The organism is Acinetobacter sp. ANC_7512 (genome assembly GCF_056779935.1).
In genome coordinates this window covers 1-321 of record NZ_JBWYIX010000042.1, presented here as the reverse complement: position 1 = coordinate 321, position 321 = coordinate 1, and the positions used below count along the sequence as shown (strand labels likewise).

General features: G+C 39.9%; 1 protein-coding gene. It reads right to left on the bottom strand.

Annotated features, from left to right (window positions below):
- On the bottom strand, window positions 1-310 hold a 310-nt coding region (locus AC1M9H_RS14380; protein WP_481613656.1), incomplete at its 3' end, for a dioxygenase.
- Window positions 311-321 lie beyond the last annotated feature (11 nt).

Sequence of the window (321 nt, the reverse complement as noted above, 5' to 3'; positions counted from 1 at the left end):
GACCTTCAATTGTACGTGGAGTACCACCTGTAATACCTGCTTGAGCATCTTTCTCATCTGCACGTAAATCAAGGAAATGCTCAAGACCTAAACCAGCAGCCAAAAGACCTAATTCGTTTGCTTGACCAGCATCAGTAAAGTACTCAAGACCCTTCCAAACTTCAGATTGGCTTAAATCTAAATCTTCAATCGCTTGGAATAAGTCAGATACTAAACGTACAACGATTTGCTGAACACGTTCATCAACAGGACCTGTTGCAGTATCAACGTTCATTTTTTTGACTAAAGCATTAATTTGTTCGCGGTTCATACTATTTCTCC